The following is a 19,144-nucleotide window of genomic DNA, read 5'->3' as shown; positions in this document are numbered from 1 at the left end:
AATTGGGGGGCTTGGGGGTGCGGGGTGGCCAGGGCGCGGTCAGGCCTCGAAGTGATGACTGCGTCGCTCGCTGAGGATTCCTGCTTGCATCTTGGGTGCCGCGAATGTTTAGTGCAGCAGGCTTGACGCGAGCGCGCGATCGACGGACTGTGCCCAGGTAAGGCTCAATTGCTTTCGGGCCAGACGCTCCGTCTCGGATTCCGTCTCGGATGTTGTGTGGGTTCCATCGGAGATCGGTTGATCGCCGGGCGGCTGGAGCTGATGATCTCGACCCTCGTGGCGCGTTGGCGGTGCCGGCCCCGTTCGCTTGACTGTTGGGTTGTCTGTTCGACGGATTCCCCACCAAGTCGTCTCCGGGCTGGCTTCACTCTCCTTTGCCGATGGAGCAGCGGGGAGAATGCTATGATCGGTGATCAGGTTGGAGTTCAGGCTGAGGGCCGGTGTCACTTGTTCTGGTTCGGCAGCTCGCTCCCCCTCGGCTTGTCTTGCCAAGGTATTGATCACGACCAAGGCGTCCAGCGGAGAGATGCCCAGATCTCCGTTGGCATCATAGTAGTTGCCGGGCCATTGAGGCAGGCTCAGCGGATCGGGCAACGTGACGCCGGAAACGTCAACTTGCCTGGCGATCTGATTGATCACGATCAGTGCATCAAGAATCGATGTGGAGCCATCGTTATCCACATCGGTCGTCGTCACAACATTCTGCCACGGGTTGGGCATGTCGATCACGATAGGTGGCGAAAGCGTCCCAGGGGAAACGAGTTGGCGATAGAACTTTCCTTCCTGCTCAAAAGCGTCTCCCATCCGCCAAGCCGACCGGTCGTTGAACTGCAGTTGTTCCCGGGAGGCAGCGACAACTGTAACGTTCTGTGCCGCTGAGATGGACGTCAAGTCATCGACGGGAAGACGGAGTCTCTCGGAATCGGTAATGTCCACCATTTCAATGTTGTCGGTTTGGAAATCACCCGACGCGCCAAAGTCCAAGACCAATGGCTGAAGATTGGCTCGATCAAGATCGTGAAAGGCCAGTCGATTGATTTCGTCATTACCCAGAATCGAAATCCTATCGTTGGGTGTTTGTCCAAGTTCAATTGCCAAGGAGTGGCCAGCTGGGGACAGCGAGACGTCGACCTGTGAGAAATCGCCTTCGGTCTGAAACAGGGGCGGTTCCTGACCATTTCCGGCGATGACGTGGTCGGCGATCAGTCTCAGGTAACCGTCTGGATGAAACAGTTTGACGACCAGCGGGACCGGATCGGATTTGGCATCGACCAAATCCAGCCAAACATCTTCGACTTCGCCATCCGCTGCTGCTCCCGTTGGCGAAGTCTCCCCGGCGGTGCTGAGTCGAAATCGGGCCGCGGTCGGACCCGCGATGGCTCCGGCTGGAATCGTCAGAGGAATGAAGTTGTCGCCGGCATGGACATCCTGCGCGATCACGACTTCATCGATTCGATCACCCCAGTCGCCGTCGCGATCAAAGTCGATCCAGATGCTGATTTTCCCTGCTTGTGATGCCGTCACTTGCATGGTCGTCAGAGTGTCCGTCTGTGTGACGAGCAAATTGCTCAACCACCGCACGCCCTGGTTTTCTTCCGGCTCGTCCTGGTCATCATCGTCGGCGGTTGCGGTGGGATGCCCATCGGAATCGACATCGACGCCCGCACCCAGGAAAAGCTCGGTGACGTTGTGCCGAGCACCATTTTGTGACAACGTCACCGGATAGGATTGACCGAGCCCGTCGGGTAATCGTTCTGGGGCATCGCCGAAATCTGCGACATCGCCTTCGTCGTCGAGAATCCGAACCTCGACGGATTGATGGAGCTGACTGCTGAAGATGGCATAAGGAGCAAACGAGCCTTGCCGGACGCCGTAGGCAATGCCGGTATCGGTGGCTCCGACGGCTGTCCAGCTGACATCAAAGTCTCTCGGTAGCGACGAGTTGACTCGCGAAGCTTTCCAACGACCGTCGACCGGGACGACAAACAACTCCAGCTTATCGTCGACCAATTGATCCGCAAAATAGTACAGATCTTGTCCGTCCGTACTGAAAAGGGTCGGTGCAAAGCGATAAATCGTCCCGCCGTCCACGAAATCGCCGTTGAGCTTTTTCGGCGGCTGGGAACCATCGAGTGGGACACTGAAAATCTCCACGAGATCGTCTTCCGGATCGCGGAAGTCGATGGCTTGGAAGACGATGTGTTTTCCGTCGGGTGATGGAGTGATCTTGTCGATCGCCCTGCCTTCGATGGGGTCGAACAATTTGCGTGGAGGCTGGGAGCCATCGCTTGGTACCAGATAAGTTGAATACCCGTCGGATTCATTTTCAAAATTGGAACGAAACAGCACGTCTTCGCCGATCACCCGGAAACCGTGTTCCACCCACTGCGAACCGGTCAATTCCGGATGCAAGATCTTGGGCTCAGCTGAACCGTCGACGGGAACGGTGAACAACTCGTGCGGCGCCTCGATTCCCTTGTCCATTCGGTAGACGAGGTATTTTCCATCGGACGAAAACTGATAGGACGAGCTTCCGATGTCAAACGCGACTCGTTTCGATTCGCCTTGGCCATCCAATCGTGATGTGAAAAGATTGGTGATCCTCGAGGAATTCGGGTCTCGTTTCGTGAAAGCCAATGTCTGGCCATCGGGGCTGATGGTCCCGCCGAGACCCCAGGTGCTTCCTGGTACATCGGTTGCAACCTGCATCGGCTCGAACGAACCATCCATCGCAGCGACATAATGCTGCACGTCGTCACCGTCGCGGTTCTGGAACACGATCGAGTTGCCATCGGGCGTGAAATCGATCGTGCCGTAGAAAGGGGGCAAGTTGCTGATCGAAATTGCGGGTGAGGAATCATCGAACCGGGCGGAGTACGTCGTCGATGCATCTTCGCCGTCGGGCGTCCAGGTGTACACGAAGCGTTCGCCATCGGGAGCCAAGGTGAAGCTTGACAAGACGCCTGTACTGAGATCGCTCGGCACGCGCCTCGGATTCATCGATCCGTCGACGGGGACGATGTAGACGTCCGTTTTTCCGTCGGTCTCAAGATCACCCGAATAGATCAGCCACTGGCCGTCGGCAGAAAATCGGTGTGTCTGAACGGTTTTGAAAAAATCGTCATCGTAGCGTGCCAGCTCGATGGGAGCCCTCGAAGCGTCGGTCGGTACCGAGAGGATCACGTTGGATGTCGAACGTCGGGCGCCGTACGCGATCAGGGATCCGTCTGGGCTCGTTTCCAGCCAATCAACAAACAGATCCCCTGGTGGCGAAAACCCTTGCTGGTCGGCGACCACACGCCCCCCGTCGTCATCGACGATCGAGACACGCACACCGAAGCTGAGATCCCCGTCGCGCAGCGCATTGTCCAGCAAATCGACGTCGACCGACTTGACCGTTTGGCCCGGTGAAAACGTCAGTCGCTGACCCGTCACCGGAACAAAGTCTCGCCCTCCGATCGCGTCGGAGTCGATCGTGTCAAAGAGAACCTCTATGGGTTGAACCTGAGCTTCCGCCAACGAGACATTGATGGTCACGCGGTCATCGTTTTCCATCGCATCCGGGGTGGACAACAACAATTGCGCAAGCAAACGTCGCGATTCTAGTAATTCAAGCGACAGTGAATTCTGAAGACACCGTTCCACGGCCGGAGCATTTCGGTTGGAACGGTGACGACGCTGTTTGTTTTTCATGCGAGAAGATCGAACACGGAATACGGCAGCTCAACGAGACGAAGCGGGGCAGTTTAGCATAGTTGGCGTCCAAGGAATCTGCTTGCTCTCAGCTGCACCGCAGGCCTAAGATGACTCCTTCACCCCACTGATGCCTGGTAGGAGAGGATGGTTATGCTTCGCTTCCGCACTCGTTTGATGCTGCCAGCGGCCTTTGTCGGCTTCGCGATTTGTCTTTGCGTCACGCTGCCGGGCGTTGCGTTGCTCCGAGCTCAGGATTCGGGGCTCGAAGCCTTTCGAAAGCTGCATGCCGAATTGCGGGAGCGGATGGAGGCCGACTTGCAGGACGCCGTGGAGTTTCTCGACGCAAAGATCGCGGAGAATCCTGATTCAGAGGACCATCACGTACTTCGCCACAGTCTGGCATCCCGGTTTTCAGACCAGCAAGATTATCGGCAGGCGACCGCACAGTTTCGCAAGTTGCTCGACTACTACCTGAAACACGCCGACCAGAGCAGGAACCTGTTCGGTGCCTGGATGACGATCCAAAGTCTCAGGGAAGTCGCTGATCAATCCGGCAACGATGAAGGATTGCGGTTGGCCGTTGAAGACTCGTTGAAGGCTTTTAGCGATGCACCGGCCGAATCAAATTTCGATTTGCTGTTGCCGCTCTCGCAGTTGATGGTGCTCAAAGCCCAGATGATGGTGGAGGCGGGTGAGGCGACTGCCGCGAAAGAGTTGGTCGAGATGCAAGTCAAACGCTTACGCGACATCAATGAGTCCGACGGCGCGAACGAAGTGTCGATGACCACGTACGTCCGCACACTTCGAGAGCTAACCGGCGACGAACGGGGCAATGATCCTTGGCGTGACGGATACATCGAGCAACTGGACGCGGCGGTCGGCATGGCCCTTGAAAACTATCCCGAGTCGATCGCTCTGCAAAACGATTTCGCCGACGTGCAGCTGATGATGATCACCATCTGGAAACAAGAGGATCCCGCCGCGACCCAAGAGCGAATTGAGAAAGTGTCGAAGAGCTTGGCCCGTTTTGCGATCAAGAATCGATCGGTGCAGGCGGCACTGCGGCGAATCGAGCTGCACCGCGAACGGTTGGCGGCTGCCAAGCCGGTTGCGTCGCTGGTCGGTAAACCCTCGCCCGATTGGGAGGTTGATGCTTGGGTCAACGTCATTGAGTTGGATCGAGAGACACTCAAGGGAAAAGTCGTGTTGCTCGACTTCTGGGCCATGTGGTGTGGGCCGTGCATTGCGACGTTTCCACATCTGCGTGAGTGGCGCGAGGAATTCGCCGATCGCGGTTTCGAAATTGTCGGCGTCACGCAGTACTATAACTTTCGATGGGACGAAGAAACGAAGCGTGCCTCTCGCGCCTCGGAAGATGTCACGCCCGAAGAAGAACGCCGAACGCTCGCCCGCTTTCTGGAGCATCACGATCTCAAGCATCCGGTTCTGGTGACGCCCGAAGGAAGTGACATGCCCGGTGAATTTGCGGTCCGGGGGATTCCCCATGTGGTGTTGATCGACCGCCAGGGAATTGTGCAACTGGTCAAGACCGGTGCCGGACAAGCAACCGCCGACGCCATCCACGCCAAGATCAGCGAGTTGCTGGGGGACGAGGAAAAAGGGCAGGGGCAAGAAAAGTAGCCGAGTGCCGCTTCCATTGAGCGTTCCCTGACGGCATCCACGGCGGTTCCGGCGACAGGAAATCGATCGCGTGACGGTGCTGAGAGAGATTTTTTGATTTCTCGCGACAGGCTCGAGGCGTCAAGCGCCTTTAGAGACGCCCAGCCAACCCTTCCGATGACACTCCGCCTTCCGATAGAGCCCATGGTCAAGCCGTTTTACATTTCAATTCACTACTTTTTATTGGTCTTCACGCTTGCCCCATTGCCCCCGATCCGTGGATTCGCCGAGGAGGTGGACCCTCAACAGGCGATTTGGGACCAGACACAATCGCTGCTGCAGCGACGAGAGTATTCGTTGGCAATCCAACTGCTCGAAGACGGGTTGGACGACTCCGAACTGTTTCGTTACACCAGTCGGCTTCAGCAGGATCTGGATGCCGTCAAACGACTCCAAAAGCTTTCCGAGTCGGTTGACTATGCTGTGCGACGATTGCCGAAATCCACGCCGTTGACGGTCTTGTCGACGGACTATCGATTTGATCGGCCGGAGTCGGAGCCAGCGGGTACGTCACTCGTCTTGACCAATGCCCGGGGAGCCGAGGTCACCTATCCGCTCAGCCGACTCGATTCAGCGACTTGGTTGCAAATCGTCAAACCGGAGCTAGAAAGTTGGCCCGACAAGCAGTTTGTGACAGGAATCTTCTTAGCATTTGATCGCTATCCCGACACACGCGTCGCCCGCGCGGAGCTTAATGCAGCGGCGGAGACGGGGCAGGATATCACCGTATGGATCAAACGGCTTGAGGATGCCGAACAGGTGCGAAAACAGAACAGCCGTCCCGGCGGAATCGAACCATCGGCAAAGGACCTGTTGCTTGGCAAGTGGACGGTTGCCGTCAAGGGCGGGCCACGTCTGGTTTGGGAGTTTCGCCGTGGCGGTGATGGAATCGCACTCATGAAGGGACGTCGTCAGCGGGCGACGTGGGAGCAAGAATCCACAGGCACGTTTCGCTTCACCGGCCAACGCGGACAAACGGCGGTCATCAATGTTGCCGGAGATCGCATCTTCGGCAAGTTTACCAATGGCGTTCCGTTTCGCGGCGTTCGCCAAGCAGAGTAATCGGGTGACTATTTTGCGAAGCGATTTCCAACCTTTGTATCGAAGCCGGACGGCCAGGCAGTTCAATGACCGACGAAGTAACTTTTGCGACCGCGGGCCTGAAGGTCACGCAAGAAAGATTGCGCGCCTTCGCCAAGGGACAGTTGGACGAAGCCGCGGAATGCGAAGTGATGGCGCTGCTGGAGACTTACCCAGAACTTGCCGCACAGGTTGCTGCCATTTCTGTCGACTCGGTGATCGCCAAGATGCGGTCTCATCGCCAAGTCGTGTCCGACCAATCCCTGTCAAGCCAACTCTCCTGCCAAACCCCCGACGAAACGGAGTTGTTGGCACCGCCAAAGGAAGACGCCGCCGAGATCCCGGGTGAACTGTCAGCTCTGTCGGACTTCAAAATCCTCCGAGAAATCGGTCGTGGAGGCATGGGGGTTGTCTATCTTGCCGAAAACGTGCTCACCGGGCGCAAGGAGGTACTGAAGGTTCTGAACGAACGATTGAATTCCAACAGCGAGGCCCGCAAGCGTTTTGATCAGGAAATCCGATGCATCGCATCGATGAACCACGAGTCGATTGTTCGTTGCTACACCGTCAAGCAGCTGGGTGATGCCGTCGTACTATGCATGGAGTACGTCCCGGGGAAAAATCTTCACCAACTGATCGCGAACAACGGACCGCTGCCCGTCTCGTTTTCGTGTGGTGTTGCGATCAAAATCTGCCTCGGCCTGCAGCATGCGATGAACAACGGCTTGATCCACCGAGACATCAAGCCGTCGAACATCATGATCCACAAGGCCGATGGAAAGATTAAGGCCAAGATTCTTGACTTCGGGCTCGCTCGATTGAATGTCGGCGGTCGCGGCCAGAAACAAGAACCCGACAGTGTCTTAACCGACGACGGAACGCTGCTGGGTACGCTCGAATACATTGCTCCGGAACAGTGCCTGGACGCGGCATCGGCGGATATTCGATCGGACATTTATTCACTCGGTTGCAGTCTCTATCACATGCTGGCCGGTCATCCGCCCTTTTCAGGGTCCACCGGGGAGCTCGTGCTTGCTCATTCCCAGGCGTCTCCGCCCGCGATCGACCTCGTTCGCCCAGAGGTTCCCAAGCCATTGGCAGACGTCGTCGCCAAAATGCTCGCCAAAGATCCGGACGAGCGCTACGCGACACCACAGCTAGTCGCGGAAGCCTTGAAACCGCTCGCCATGAAGTCGAAGTCGACCGCCGAGATTCCGGATTCGAACTTGAGGCCTGAAGAATCGATCGACACAGCCGTCGAACCACGCAATCAAGCCGATACCTCCGTCGAACTCAAGTGCAGTGCGGAAGCCAAACCGGAACCCACGCGGAATCTCCCCCGTCGGAAACTGTGGGTCACAGCCGCGGTGTTCATTGCCGGGATGATTTACCTGGTCGCCCAGCTGATCATCGTCACCCCGATGGGCACCATCGTGATCCGTGATTTACCCTCCGATGCGGTCGTGCTCGTTGATGGCCAGTCGGTGTCGGTCCGCCGCGAGGGCGGTCAAGGGACGATTCGTTTGAAACAAGGCGACCGCCAGATCACGATCACACTGACAGGCACGACGCTTCTGAAGACCAGGATCGAAATTCACGCCGGCGACGAGGAAACCCTCGACCTGGATCGGAAAATGGCCAAGGCTGAAGCCGCGTCGCCAGCCGAACCGATCAAGGTCACAAGGGCGAGGCTGCCGGATCTGCGACACAAACTTCCCAACCAGAATACCTTTGCCAATCTGTTGGCCGGAGAAGCAGAGCTATTGGCCAACTTCGACACCCATGGAGAAAAGTACCGAATCGATCCGCAAACCGGCGCCGTCCATTTCCTTGGCAATGACCATGCGGGTGAAATGCTTTCACTGAAACGCGATGACCTGAGAAACTTTCATCTAAGAATGGAGATCATGATCCAATCGACCCACGAATCATCTCACTGGAATCAACATTTCGTGTTGCGCGCCAGACAAAGCGGTTCCGACACGATCGGATGGCGTGTGATGCTGGGAGGCAATCGGCCGCATTCGGAGGTCTTGCACCAGGTCGCGCCGTTCGGGTTGATGGGCATCAAGGTCCGGCCGTTTCGCGGCTATCCGTCGGGCAACATCGGCGTTCCTTTCTTTCGGGAGAACCGCCTTTCGTACTACCAAGCCGCACCCCAATCGAGCTTGACGCGGGACGAGTTTCACACCGTGGAATACATCCTGCATGGGGAAACGATTGACGGTTTCCTTGACGGCCGCTTCGTTTTTTCGGCCAAAGATGAATTGGACCGCGCCAATCGCGGCTCGATTGTGTTGGCCAAGTCTGCCGAAGCATCCGATGCGTTCCGCGAGTTTTCGCTCCTCGAACTGGGTGATGATGCGACCGCCGAGGAATACGCGAGATCCATGGCATTGGCGTTGGCACAGGACTAAAGCGGAACGATGCAAGAAACTTCAATCAGTCTGCTCAAGCGGATCGCCGATGAGGGGACCGACGACGATTGGCAACGTCTGCTCGAGATCTATCGGCCGTTCATGTATCAACGCATCTCCACGTACCCCCTGCTGGTCAATCAAGCGGAAGATATCGTGCAAGAAGTGTTGGTCGTGCTCGTGCGCGAGTTGCCCACGTTCCAGCGACAAAGGGCGGGTTCCTTTCGTGCCTTCCTGCGAGGGATCGTCCTCAATCAATTGCGGTACGCCATGCGGCGAGTCCAGAAGACGCCGCTCGTGGCTGGGCAATACGACAAGCTGAACGACCAGATCGAACAGCTCGCCGACCCGAACAGTCAACTCTCGGTCGAGTTCGACAGACAGCACGACCGATCCGTGTTTCGCCACGCCGCAAGCATCGTCAAAAACGAGGTCAAGGCGAGCACCTGGCAGGCGTTCCAAAAACATGCGATCGAAGGCAAAAGTGCGCCTGCGGTGGCCGAGGAATTGGGAGTGTCTGTCAACGTCGTTCTGTTGGCCAAGAGTCGATTGACACGCAGAATTCGCGAAGAGATTCGCGGGCTCGTTGATTAAGCCCGTTTACCCGCACGCGTTCACTCCGTCGTATCGGCGACGGATTCCTTGGCGGGTTTTGAATTTCCCGTCAACCTGTAGCACGCCGCTTGGGCTTGGCGGCTGTAGTCGGCGGATTCGGCCAGGATCCGGGCCGCTTCTTGATCGGCGTGGAATCCCTTGCTGTTCTCGCTACTGATGTAATCCAGACGCCACATCGCTTTGCGTTGCAATTTTCGGATCGGGGCGAGTTCCTCTTCACTCGCACCGGCCGCCTGGGCTTCGATGATGGCGTCAAGCATGTCCGTCATCGCCGCTGCCGCACGATCCATCAACGACCGCGTGCGGCCCTGAATGATGTCAACCCGCGCCTGCAGTTCTTGCTCGGGCACATTGTGGCATGTTTGGCAGGCCCGATTGATATTCAGCATCGGGCTGCGGACCCAGTGGCTGCTGACCTTGGTCGCACCTTGTCGTTCATAGGGCATATGGCAATCACTGCAACTGACGCCCGCACGGGCGTGAATCCCTTGGCTCCACAATTCGAATTCGGGGTGTTGAGCCTTGAAGACCTTGGTGCCGGTCTCCTTGTGAACGTAATCGTAGAACTCGCCACCCTTGCTTCCGTCTTCGGCGTCGGGAAACACGGTCTGTTCCCATTCCTGTTCAAGATCTTCCATCTTCAGTCCATTGCTCCACGGAAACGTCAGCGTCATCTTGTTGGCGCAGTAATACTCGACGTGGCATTGGCCGCAAACGAATGACCGCAGTTCTTGGCGGGTGGCATGGACGTTGGGGTCATAGCTGCCCTTCGATCCGGCATCACGCCACGCTTGGATGCTGGGCAGGTGCGGCACCGGATCGTCGCTCTTGGCAAGCTTGTCGATGCCGAGGACAAAACCTGGACGGGTCACGCGGATCGCCATCGTTTCCGGATCGTGACAGTCGATACAGGAAACCGGGTGGGCGCCGCCCAAGTGTGGATCGGACGACTCTGGATCGGCGATCGCATCGGGCGTCTGCTCGATTTCCGCATGCACGTCTTCGTACTTCATTCGGCTGACCGCACGAAAGCCCTCCATCACCGCTTCTTGGTGAAACGACTCGCCCAGCGTTTCCGCGGAGACTGGTTCTCCCAGTTTTTCCATCCCGATACGCCGGTACGTCGGCACAATCGACGCGTGGCAATGCAAACACGCGCCTGCCTGTTGGACATCCGTCACGCGTTTGGTGACCTCCTGATCGCTCAGCATGAAGGCGTGACCTCGGGCTTCACGATAGTCGATGCTGAATGCGTACCCGGCGAACAAACGTTTCAGCCAGGGGTCTTGTTCGAGCTTGCTGGGCGGCAACGCGTTACTGCCGCCGTATTCCGTTCGCTCGGTATCGGCGGTTTTGAGGTACGCGTCGTATTGCTGGGGGAAATTGACGCCCCATGGCTTGGGATCGGTGCTGATCTCGTTGACTTCGACTAAACGGACGAACGGCGTACGTGCCTCCTGTTTGCGTTCAAAGATATTGACCAAGAGGGAGACGACGCCCACGGTTGCCAATGCAACCAACACGGTGAGGGTCACCAGCCAAACGACGCCGCGCGATTGATTCTTCGTCATCTCAACAGGACCGGGGGGAAAGGATCGGGAAGTAAAAGGTGGATGGTGAACGTTAGCGAAGGACGTGCCCGACGTCGGCGTGACAGTGAACACAAGACTGAGTCTCTGCTTCGGCAGCCACCGGAAGCATCGAGTGGACGAAATCTCGATGGCACGAAATACACGTGCTTTGGGTGACTCGTTTGTTGCGGGGCTTGATTTGGATCGGGTTTTTGTAGTCCCCGACGGTGAACGCCAGCGAGTGAAAGAACCCGTTGTCCGCTTTGGTCACCCATTTACCGATCGCATCGTGGGGTAAATGGCAATCGTTGCAGACGGCAACATGGTGGTGGCTGGAGTGTTGCCAAGAATCAAAGTGGTCCTGCATCACGTGACAATTGACACAGGTCTGCGGGTCGTTGCTCAGATAACTTGCGCCCTTGCCATACCCGAACGTAAAGCTGCCGACACCGATCAAGATGCCCACCAACACACTCAACAAGATCAATCCGTAGGAAAGCCACCGCGTTCGTGTTTTCCCTGTTTGGTGGGCGACGGGTTCTGGCGCGTTCTCGTTATCCATGCTCGCGTGTTCCATTTGCCCGCCTTGATTCGTCAAACCAGAAAAGATGAGGCAGGAGAGACGCTCATGCGATCCTGCACCTCGGCATAGAGTTTGTCGTACAAATCACTTTCGTTCAAGCACCGTCATTGCGAAAAATGACCCGCATCGTTTCCAGGAAACCACGTCACTCGCTTCGGTGTTCGGGGCGAATCCATCCATACCGGTCACTTGACACGTAGCCCGACACCGTGCCAGAGCACATCCAGGTCAGTCTTGGACCATTGCTCGAGTCCGGCGGATGGGTCGCCGATCAACAGGCCGCCCGTCGGGCCTCGGCCCAGCGCGACGACCGAATGCCCCATCCCGGGAATCCAGCCCCATTGTTCGACATAGCGACGGTCATCGACGCCGTAGGGCAATTCGACGGCCAGCAAGACCGGCCAGTCGTCTTCACTCAGCAAGTCATCGATCGTGCCGCCAACGATTTTCAATTCACGATCGTTTTCTGCGGCAATGAGTTTGACGCCGCGATAGAGGCCCAGAGTCGGTGTGCCGCTGGAATCGGTCAAGCACAGTGGAATCATCTCGGACTCGCTTACAGCGATTCCCTCCGCTCGAAACAACGTTGCCACGGCAGCCGGGCTACAAGTTGCCCAGGAAGTTTGCAGCGCGACTCCGTTCTTCCATCGATCGCCTCCAGCGGGTGGCGGTCGCAGCGCGATCGACAGGAGCGGCCAGGTGATCGCCGACAACGAGCCGGCGGCGAGAAGGACCGACATGATCATCTGCCGCCAAGCGGTCATGTTCGGTAATCGCCAAGCCCACCCGGCTGCCAGAGCTGCAAAGATGGCGGCGAGGTTCGTGTAGATGATGGCCGCCGACGATGGAACAAACCGTGCCCAGAACAGTTGCCCCGAAGCATAAAAGAGAAAAATCACTGTCGCCAGGACTGCGATCGCAAGGCTTGCGGTCGTCCGTTGCCCTTTGTCTGAGTAGGCGTACAGACCCGCCAGCAAGCCGCTGCCGAGTGAGACAACGGACATCACCACAATCGCGACGAAGAGATCAGTTGCCATCGACCCGGTTCGGTAGGTGGAATTCGGTAGAGAAGAAATCGAGTCGTTTAAGCCGAAACAACGAACTGGATCGCGTCCTCTTTACGACGTGACCCAGGTCTGAGTCGTCGTCGCCGTTTGCTCCACAAACATCGCGAAAGAGCACTCGCTTCGCGAGAGCGAACGGCGACACGTGTTGATTTCACGTCCTGTATCGATGTGGCTTCCAATCGAGTGACGGGTGTCACCGCAAGCGATTCGAAGCGGATGTTCGTCAACGAGTTTTAAATCAGCTGGTGCTGGAGTTGGGCATCTGGCGATCGATTTCGGTCGATTTTCCATTCTGCGTGATCTTTCGGGCCATCAAGACGACTCGATCGTTCACCTTCAGCGGCACGCCCTGAACGGTGATCTGAGCACCGTTCGTCAATGTTGACTGGCGGTTTTGGGCGGGGCCCAAGTCAACCATCATCGTCTTTCCGTCAGACGTATTGACCTTGGCCAACGTGTGCTTGACTCCGCGGATGTCGATGGTCTTCGTCTTTTCGATCGTTCCCTCGTACTTTTTGCCGTGGCGATCGATCTGCACGCTACCGTTTTTCGTCGACGCATCGCTGGCCACCAGGATCGACTTGTCGCCGACCTTCAATCGATGACCGGACGCGGTTAAAGGGTCGCCCTTTTGAAGCGAGGTTTCTTTTTGGGCCGGTCCAAGGTCAACCGCGAGTGAATTTCCTTGCTTGGTATTGACCATCGCGACCAGGTGTTCGCGGTCTCGCACTTGCACCGTCTTGGTTTCCGCGACGTTGCCAGAAACGCTCATTTGATCCGATTTCAGTTCCTTCTGCTGATTCTTGGCCTGCTCTTTTGAGTTGTCTTGGCCATCGGATTCTGATTCAAACGCGTAGTAATTGAACTCCTCGTAGAACCCGTCACCGTCGGTGTCAACGTACGAGGCGTATGCGTCGTACAGTCCATCATCGTTCATGTCGTAATAGTTGGCGAAGTAACGGTTGCCCCAGTAGCTGTACCCGTCGTCGTAATAGTCGTAGAACCAATCGGATTCGGTGTCGTCGTTGTAACCGTAGTCACCATAGAACAGACCGCGATCGTTGTCCGAGTCAGTGCTGGTTGCGTTGTCGGCGAAGTCGAAGACCTCATCATCCCAGCGGCCGATCGCTTCATCGGTGGGGTTGTAGTCGTTGCCGTCAAACCATTCGCTGACGTCGTACCATGCGTCATCTTCGTAATGCGGTGTATTGCTACCGAATTCATCGGCGCGGGCGCCTGCGACAGGGATCGCAAAGGCGGCGGCGAGTGCGGCAGAAAAGAGCATGCGTTTCTTGGTAGTATTCATTTTGGTCTCCTTTTTGAGGATGGAAACGGAATCGCCCGCTGTAATTCCGGTAACAGGAGACGATGCAAAGTGAATGCCAAAACGGAGTGCATCACGCCAGTGCGGCGTCAAAGGCGCCGCGTTTTGCGGGGGCATGCCGATATCGAACGCATCCACGGCTGCTCCTCTTTCAACCGCTGGCAAACGTCGTTTGGAGACAATCGTGATGGAGAGGCGGTCAAGTTGACCGTTGAGCGGACAGTGTTCGCCGCATGGCGAATCGCGCCCCTGGCGATAGAAGACCTGAGAGAAGTTTTGGGAAAGAGCTGGGTGCTACCAACAAGAGACTACTGGTCTGAACATACTATCGGTCTGATCGTAATTTCCATGCCGCTCGGGCGACCGGCAGAGAGGCTTGGCGCAGACCATCGACCATGCGTTTGTTCGATTCGTACATCGCTCTCGCCTCGGCGGTTTTCTTGTGCGTGTGTGCGATCGTCTGGTTAAACGGGTCGAGCGCTAATAGTTCTGCGTCGGTTTTGGCATGGTAGACCGATCTCGCGAAGTCACGCCAAACCTGACCGCCCCGCACCGGCAATTGAAACACTTCGTGCTTGTCTCCTCGGCGGCGAAGCGGACGTGTCATCGGCTTGTAGCACAGTCCGTCACCGGAGTAGGTGCGGAAGACCCCTTCGCGAACGGTGCCGTCAGCGCGCGTGGTGTTGAAGAGAAAGTGTTGATCGACGGTGGCGATCAAATCGAGTTCCCATAGCTGCGGACTTTGGTACTCCCAAACCCCTTGGATCGGCTGGAGCTGGGGAATCGTTTCGCTGCCCTCCTGGAGCTCGCCGCCGGAATACCGTGGAAAGTAGTCATAGTGCGTTCGCGTGGCCCGTTTCATCGATCGATGCTCACTCAAGAATGATTTGCCGGTCCGCGCTTCGAAGTCGAACATTGCGTTTTGCAACGCACGCATCCGCGACGGGTCGGTGCTCAAGGTCTGGTGAGGGCGAAGCAAGATCGTCGGTGTTTTGGGATAGGGGGGCAGCGCCGCGACCTCCTGCTCCGGCGTTTGGGGTTGCGGCGTCTGGACCATTTCTCGAGCTGGGCGGCTGGGCCGTACGGCAGGAGCGGTATCGACCGTGGACACGGTTTCGGCCCGCTGCGGATGGGATGGTTCGTACTGACTCAAGAACCACCAGCCGCCTCCGACCATGGATGCTGCGATCAGCACCTTGTGGTAATGGCCCGCGACGTAGGCTCCGATCAGACCGGTGACGAGCCCGCCGAACCAGCGACCGTCGTCTTCCAGCAGCCCCATCCCCCAGCCGCCCGCCAGGACGAATCCAAGGATTGCAAAACCGGGGCTCACCGGGTCCGTTGGCGTCGCCGGGGGCGGATTCGATTTGGGCTTGGTTCTCGCCGCCTTGGTTTGTTTCGCGTTCGCCTTCGGTCGGCCACCGGCGTCGCTCTGGTCGCCAAAGTCGGGTTGGCTGCACGCGGCCTCCGACTGCGCAGCGGCATCCCATGCGGCTTGTTCCTGCTGCTGCCGACGCAGCTCGTCTTCCTGCATCTGCCGCATTGCTTCGGCTTGCGAGCCCGCCGGGTCGTTGTACCCATCGACGCTGCTGAAGCCGCCACCGGGATGTTGATCGTAATCGCCCAATAGGTTTCTCCTCCGGTCCGCGAGAAATCGCCGCACTGGTGCGTCCTGCAACACTGCACCTTCGCGAAACTAGCAAACCCGACGGGAGCCCATCCAGAGGAGTCCACCGAGCGAAAAAGGTGTCCGACACCTTTTTGGGGGAATAGGCGGTTTGGCCCGGCGACGAGGATGAGGCTTCTAGAGAAATCGTACGCGTAAGTGCTGACCTGCTTTCATGCGGAGACTTTCCGGGAAACGCACCACGTACCGTCCCGACTCGGGATGAAAGCGAACGGTCGTTGGTTGATCGTCGAGCGTGACCTCCGCTCGACTGGCACTGGTTCGGTCGACCTGATCGAACGCCAGTTCCCGCAGTTCAAGCTGTCCGTATCGCAGTTCGATCGATCCGGTTTGAAGGCCGCGAACGACGGTTTGCTGGAAGCGGCCCCAGCCTTCCGCGGTCGTAAATGCGGCACGGAAGTTGTCCTGCTGCATGCGTGGCCCGAAGGCGAGTTTGCCTTCCGGTCCGTCGTAGCGGTATCCACAGACGGCCATGAACGCGCTGTAACTCGCCATCGCGCGGGCATAGTGGTCGCTGCATTCGATTTCGTTGTACGGGTTGCGGTCTTTCGGCAGATATCGATCGTAGATCGCCTTGCCGATCGCCAGGCCCTTTTCGACCAACCCTTCCCAGATCATGTGGGCGGCGACCTGCCACTCGAATCCGGTCATGCATTCATTCAAATATCCGGCATAGTTTTTCTTGCCGCTCTTGGGTTCGATCTTCCCATGCGGAAACGAACACATGATCAGTCCCGCATTGCCCTCGACCGCGTACCAACGCCCATCGGTCATGACTTTTCGGAAATCGCCCACGTTGGGAGCAAAATTATAGGTCCAGAGCGATTCCAACGTGCGACGGATCTTGTCTTGCGGCAGCACTCGGTCCAGGCCCACATTCCAGAGCCAGAATTCGCCGAGGACTTGGTCGATATGGCAACCGTTGGTGGAACCGTGCTGTTCCGCTTTGCCCGGGCCCGGCTTGTGAATGAAGTGGCCGTACTGCTCGTTCCAGAGCATGTCGACCATCTTCGGTGTGCCGTTGGCGACGATGCTCTCATAGCGCTCGGCGACCGCGGGCTGTTTCATTTGTCGTGCCATCACTGCGGATGCCTTGAGCGCGGCGTGGTACAGATTGATCAGCCAATGCACCTGCCCGAACCAGGGCTCGTCGAGCGTGTTGTGCTGGGCGCCCGCCAACAGCCCGTCACCATCGGGGTCCCATTTGCGAATCACGTATTCCATGGAAAGCCGGGTGCGATCCCAAATGCTTTCCAGGAAGCGGTAGTCGGTGGTCATCTGACTCTCGCGCAGGACGCGAAGGATCGTGCCGCATTGACCGTCGATGGCATCGTTGAACTGGCTGATCGAATGGCGGAAGTTGATCGAACCATCGTTCGGTCTGAACCCCTTGCCGTATTCCACCTTGTCGCGGGATTCGCGTTCGATGACCGGAAAGACCCGCGCCAACCCTTGGGCGTATTGCCAGACGTGCGTGCAGTTTCCGGGACAGCAATTCACCCCTTCGTCCAGGTTGTACATGCCGTCCTGCAGCGCCAAACGCTCAGCCACCTGGGTCTGCATACAATTCAACGTGACGAACGTTCGTTCCAACAACCAGTAGGGCAGCGTGGAATCGTACCAGGTTTCGACCCACGTCCGCGTCGTCTCATGCAGTTCTGTTTCCCGGACCGCCACCGCGCCCGCGGCATCGACCGCGGTCGGCCACAAGGTGGAATAAAAGTTGATGTCGTGATCGCCCGGCTTGCGTCCGAACGTCGTGACGTAGTTCGCATTCGGAAAACGCCAGGACAACGTAAAGCAAACGGTTTGTTCTTCGCCGGGTTGGAGCGTCAGACGACGTCCCATGGAGGCGAATCCACGCTCATTAAAGGGTCTTTGGTAGAGCTCGTCATGTTTCGCGTTCGGACGGCTGGAAGCAAAAAGACCCGATGTGCCCGGTTCGGATCGCCTGATATCCACCAGGTCCGGTGCTTCATTCCCCAGCAGCCCCAACGCGATGGAGCCGAAATCCGTCGCACGTTCCAACGACGACTCGGGTTGTTGTTTGGGAGGATGGGTCGAGAACACGATATGATCGATGTCGATGTGTCCCCATCCGTGCGACGAGGCATCCAAGATTTCAAGGTGTGCCTGCTTGCCGACCAGCCCGGCAACATTCCAGCCGGCCCAGGCCATGGCGTCGGATTGCTTGCCCGCCGCGGACCGAACCTTTTTCCCATCAACCCACAAGCTGATGTTCAGCTTCTTCTCGTCGCGTCCGCCGCCAATCAAAAAATTGAGATAGGGTTGTTCGATTTTGAATTCGGGCGAGATCAGTTTGCCCTGGAGTTCGTCGCTCCCGGTCCAGGAATTCACCAAGCCCTGGCCCTTGAATCCTGACAATTTCTGAATCGTACGCCCGCCCGACGCCGGCGCCTCGCCAAAGGCGTCTCCTTGCACTTTCCAGTCGCCGTAATCGCCTGCCTCGAAATCAGCAAACACGACGGATTGTTCGGGGCGACTGTCTTCGGCGGCCGGTTTCGCCCACAATTCCACGGCGGACAGTCCATCCCGTTGACGATACCGGCTCAACCGGATCGCGTTCTTTCCCTGTCCGCTTCTGAAGTTGGAGAAGTTTTCAACCCAACCCGCGATCGCCGTCTGTTGGACTTGATCGGAAATGTTCTTGATCGTGTAACGCATCACGATCACGGGGTAGCTGGAATCGTCGCGGTTGAGTGGGATGAAGGGGGTGTAGGCTTCCAGTTCGACGCGCACCGGACACGCCGCATCGGCATATGTCACCTGCGCCATCGGATACCGATTGGTGAAGACCACGTCTTCAAAGCCGTTGGAATCCAGGGTGATGATCCGCTTTTCACCGCCGGAGTCGACCTCCAACGCGAACCCCTGGTCCATGGGGGAATGCATCGTGTCCGGATCGGTGAACCGGGGACCGCTGCCGATCTGTTTGGCGTCTCTGTTCCCGTCCAGATTCCAGTACCAAAGCCGGCCGTCACCTCCCAGATAGACTTGACCGGTGCAGATGCCGTTGATGGGCATGCCGATGAATTTCAAGTCCGCGCCGGTTGCGCGGAGCGGCTCGCCCCGGGCGTACAGACTTTCGATCCACTCTTTGCTGAGCTTCTTGTCCGAGGGAATGATCTGCTCAAAGTCTTCGTTGGCAAACGGCCCCGCCATGACATTCATCCGCCCGGCCATCAGCATCGCGGCGGTGAGCCCGGACGCTTTGACGAAATCGCGCCGCCCCGTCGCGGCCGGACCGCAGGAAGTGGTGCCACCGCAACAGGCGTTGCTGAAGGAGTCGGGTTTCTTGTTCATGATTTGCTCTGGTTGGCTCGGCACGTTGGAGTTTGCGATCAAAGGATCGTGCGGAATAAAAGCGTCTGATCGGAATGACGCGGGTATAAACGTTGGTGTG

Annotated in this window: 11 protein-coding genes; 4 read left to right on the top strand and 7 right to left on the bottom strand. The window is 57.6% G+C overall.

Features of this window, described 5'->3' with window-relative positions; all coding sequences use genetic code 11:
• Nucleotides 1–108: 108 nt before the first annotated feature.
• Complete coding sequence (locus tag NZK35_RS19345) at nucleotides 109–3,693, bottom strand: GEVED domain-containing protein (RefSeq protein ID WP_259634169.1); 3,585 nt, start codon at nucleotides 3,691–3,693, stop codon at nucleotides 109–111.
• Nucleotides 3,694–3,846: 153 nt separating this feature from the next.
• Here NZK35_RS19345 and NZK35_RS19340 point away from each other — a divergent pair, with 153 nt between their 5' ends.
• The 4 genes from NZK35_RS19340 (at nucleotide 3,847) to NZK35_RS19325 (ending at nucleotide 9,467) form a co-directional block, all read left to right on the top strand.
• A complete protein-coding gene (locus tag NZK35_RS19340) occupies nucleotides 3,847–5,337 on the top strand; it encodes a TlpA disulfide reductase family protein (RefSeq protein WP_259634168.1) in 1,491 nt (496 codons plus the stop codon).
• A 183-nt stretch (nucleotides 5,338–5,520) separates the two neighbouring features.
• The gene (locus NZK35_RS19335) at nucleotides 5,521–6,438 is read left to right on the top strand and encodes a hypothetical protein (RefSeq protein ID WP_259634167.1); all 918 of its coding nucleotides are present in this window, start codon (nucleotides 5,521–5,523) and stop codon (nucleotides 6,436–6,438) included.
• A gap of 65 nt (nucleotides 6,439–6,503) precedes the next feature.
• Nucleotides 6,504–8,873, top strand: a complete 2,370-nt coding sequence (locus tag NZK35_RS19330; RefSeq protein ID WP_259634166.1) for a serine/threonine-protein kinase — start codon at nucleotides 6,504–6,506, stop codon at nucleotides 8,871–8,873.
• A gap of 9 nt (nucleotides 8,874–8,882) precedes the next feature.
• Nucleotides 8,883–9,467, top strand: coding sequence for an RNA polymerase sigma factor (locus tag NZK35_RS19325; protein ID WP_259634165.1), 585 nt, complete (start codon nucleotides 8,883–8,885; stop codon nucleotides 9,465–9,467).
• Nucleotides 9,468–9,487: 20 nt separating this feature from the next.
• On the opposite strand, the gene NZK35_RS19320 is transcribed toward NZK35_RS19325, so the two are convergent.
• The 6 genes from NZK35_RS19320 to NZK35_RS19295 all read right to left on the bottom strand — a co-directional run bounded on the left by NZK35_RS19320 (nucleotide 9,488) and on the right by NZK35_RS19295 (nucleotide 19,044).
• The gene (locus NZK35_RS19320) at nucleotides 9,488–11,059 is read right to left on the bottom strand and encodes an ammonia-forming cytochrome c nitrite reductase subunit c552 (protein WP_259634164.1); all 1,572 of its coding nucleotides are present in this window, start codon (nucleotides 11,057–11,059) and stop codon (nucleotides 9,488–9,490) included.
• 52 nt (nucleotides 11,060–11,111) lie between these two features.
• Nucleotides 11,112–11,621, bottom strand: a complete 510-nt coding sequence (nrfH, locus tag NZK35_RS19315; RefSeq protein ID WP_259634163.1) for a cytochrome c nitrite reductase small subunit — start codon at nucleotides 11,619–11,621, stop codon at nucleotides 11,112–11,114.
• Between the two features lie 206 nt (nucleotides 11,622–11,827).
• Entirely contained in the window at nucleotides 11,828–12,679 is an 852-nt protein-coding gene (locus NZK35_RS19310) for a cysteine peptidase family C39 domain-containing protein (protein ID WP_259634162.1), read from the bottom strand.
• A 268-nt stretch (nucleotides 12,680–12,947) separates the two neighbouring features.
• The gene (locus NZK35_RS19305) at nucleotides 12,948–14,015 is read right to left on the bottom strand and encodes a hypothetical protein (protein WP_259634161.1); all 1,068 of its coding nucleotides are present in this window, start codon (nucleotides 14,013–14,015) and stop codon (nucleotides 12,948–12,950) included.
• A 343-nt stretch (nucleotides 14,016–14,358) separates the two neighbouring features.
• Nucleotides 14,359–15,660, bottom strand: coding sequence for a hypothetical protein (locus NZK35_RS19300; RefSeq protein ID WP_259634160.1), 1,302 nt, complete (start codon nucleotides 15,658–15,660; stop codon nucleotides 14,359–14,361).
• Nucleotides 15,661–15,837: 177 nt separating this feature from the next.
• The gene (locus tag NZK35_RS19295) at nucleotides 15,838–19,044 is read right to left on the bottom strand and encodes a non-lysosomal glucosylceramidase (protein WP_259634159.1); all 3,207 of its coding nucleotides are present in this window, start codon (nucleotides 19,042–19,044) and stop codon (nucleotides 15,838–15,840) included.
• Between the last annotated feature and the right edge of the window lie 100 nt (nucleotides 19,045–19,144).

The organism is Stieleria sedimenti (assembly GCF_025060895.1).
Classification (GTDB): domain Bacteria; phylum Planctomycetota; class Planctomycetia; order Pirellulales; family Pirellulaceae; genus Stieleria; species Stieleria sedimenti.
The sequence above is the reverse complement of the archived record's forward strand: the minus strand, read 5'-3'. Positions and strand labels throughout refer to the sequence as shown.